Raw genomic sequence first — 2,498 nt, 5'->3', positions numbered from 1 at the left:
TGTTGCAGCGCCCTGAAGCCCTGCTCGAGGTTGAAACCTGAACCGGCATAGCGGCAGGCGGGCATGTCGCCGGTGCGCGGCACGATGGCATAGCGCACCGGCAGGATGGGGATACGTGCACTGCAGGCGGGGCCGGAGGTGGCGCTGCTGACGGAGGCGCCTGTCATGGCCGCTTCCTTTTGACTGTACGTGCTGATAATTCCTCAAACGCTTCTGGTGGCGGCAGGGCTGCCCGGACGTTAAAGAGCCGACAGATACCGTACCAACAGATGGCGACCGTAAGGTTGTACGGGAACAGCACGGCCCAGAACGGCAGCTGCCAGTTCTTCTTGCCCTGCATTTCACCGGGTTCGCCGGTTCGCCAGGGGGCGTAGTGGCGCCACGCTTCGGCCGGTGTCAGGCAGATTGCGTGCAGTGGTCTGTGCCACCAGTTGGGTTCGCCGGGCGGTGGGAGCTTGGCCGGGCCGTGGTCCATGAAGTGGCGGAGGTATTCCCAGACTTCGGCGACGTGTCGGGTGTCGGAATCGGTGGGTTCATTGCTGTCGACCCATAGGCAGTCTTTTTGGTGGAGACTGCCGTCCTTGCGGCGCGGGGCGAAGGCGAGGGCGTAGCTTGTGCTGAATGATGAACCTCCGAATTCAGTGCGTTTGAATACACCCCCTCCAATGTTGTTCCAGTCGAAGACTATGAGTTTGCTTAATCGCTTGTAATGGATTTTCTTAGTGTATCTATTGAAGCAAATCTCAGAAAGGTGCTTTATGAAGAAAATTCGATAGGCTAAGAAGGGTGTAAAAATAAATGGCCCCAGGAGTTGCATTGCGATGAACGCATAGGCACCTTCCTGTTCGTAATTGATCGAGAGATTCAGGAGGCCTGTGTAGCATACAAGCGCTATGACTAAAATCGAAGCGGTATACATTTTGGCCATGAAGACTGAATCAGAAACCCATGGGTTTCTCAAATGTAATACTGAGCTGGTCAGGTTTGAAACTTGTCCGTGAATTTTTGGTTGTACGTCGGTTTTTTTGTGTGGGCTAAATAGCCATACTGTGGCCATGGTCCTACCTTTCGACATAAAAGTTTGAGACTGAATACGCGCTGGGGGATATGCCTTGATTAGGTTGATATCTTATTGATAGCGTGGCGCTTTTGGTTTTAGCTCTATCAATTTTGTAATGTAAAACAAGTCCTGCGGAAGTTAAGTGGCAGGTCGGCTCTTTGTGTAGGGCGATTGAGGTGTTGCCGAAATCCAGAGCTTCCAGTGCGCCATGCCATTGACTTTGCCCAATAATAAAATGGTTTAGCAGGACGGTGAATTCTATAGTCGGCATGCCCTCGTTTATATGGCTATGGATTATTGTTGCCCAGTCCGGTGCTTGCCAATGGTTGTCTAAACTCAGGCTCGTAGTAAACCCTTCAAGCCTTAATAGTGTTGTTTGTTGAGTCGTTAGTGTAATAGGGGTGTAGTTTAGAATATGCCAATATTCCAGCTCTTCGTTGATATTGGCGAAACCAGGGAGAAATCCTTGGTGGTCTAACTTTATCTCGGGGCGGACCTCTCCATCATTTTCTCTTTTGCCGAAAATACTTCTACTTGCCCATAACTCTATTGGACTATGGAGCCGCTCGTTGGCTTTGGCGTGTAGGTAAAGCCCACCGGCAAGCACCATGGCACCGACAAGCACCAGGCTTGCTGCAGCCCAGCCCGCAAAGGGAATAAAAAATGTTGGTCCAGCGATCGCGAGGCTCGCTTCCAGCATAAGCGCGGCCCCAGCGGCAGATGTGAATCCACCAGCAGCAGTATAAGCACCTGATTTGTAATTGCCGTTTTGTGACTGCCGATACCCTTTTGATATGTCTGAAATTAACCCCAGAATAATTGCTGGATACCCAGAGGCGCGAGCGAATAAATTGCTGCCTAAGTGTTTGATAACTCCGTTACCAAAGGCCATCCCAGGTGCTGTCGAACTCAACCTCAACATCACGGCTTTCTGCGTTGCCCGCACGCTAACCATTGTTGCCGTCGCCGCACCGATGACCCCAAAAATCGACGAAGCAAACCCCATCGTGTATTCCGGCGCATCACTCTGCTGCAGGCTGTTGTAAGCCGCCTTGAGGGAAATCACGTTGAACCACAGCATCCCCGCGTTCAGGCCACCACCAACCCCCGTGGTAAGCAACCCGAGGAAGTTGGGTTTCACGCGCGCAGTGGTGGTCAACTCGATGGACACCGTCCGGCTTCCGGAGATGCGGATTTGTTTCATCTCCTCAACCTGCGCCATGCCACTTTTCAGGTACTTCTGTACCTCTTCGCTGAAGGGATTCTCCGCGATGGCTTGGCCGGTGATCCGGTAGCGCGCCGCCAGCAGCCCCAAAGCTTTCTCGGCATTATCCTCGCGCGCTGCCAGCAACACCTGCTGACGCAGGCCATGGCTGGCATCCCACCTTGTCTGCCCGCGCAGGCGCTTGAGCACCACGGTGTTGACCGTCTGTGCGGT

At 53.2% G+C, this 2,498-nt stretch carries 2 protein-coding genes; both read right to left on the bottom strand.

Annotated features, from left to right (window positions below; translation table 11 throughout):
• Window positions 1-163 precede the first annotated feature (163 nt).
• Window positions 164-1,057, bottom strand: a complete 894-nt coding sequence (locus ACI2KG_RS28990) for a DUF6708 domain-containing protein (RefSeq protein ID WP_404664244.1) — start codon at window positions 1,055-1,057, stop codon at window positions 164-166.
• 4 nt (window positions 1,058-1,061) lie between these two features.
• Window positions 1,062-2,498 (bottom strand): hypothetical protein (locus tag ACI2KG_RS28985; RefSeq protein ID WP_404664243.1); only part of this gene is annotated, 1,437 nt, incomplete at its 5' end.

It is taken from the genome of Pseudomonas sp. NPDC089407 (genome assembly GCF_044900445.1).
GTDB lineage: Bacteria > Pseudomonadota > Gammaproteobacteria > Pseudomonadales > Pseudomonadaceae > Aquipseudomonas.
This window is presented reverse-complemented; position numbering and strand designations above follow the sequence as displayed.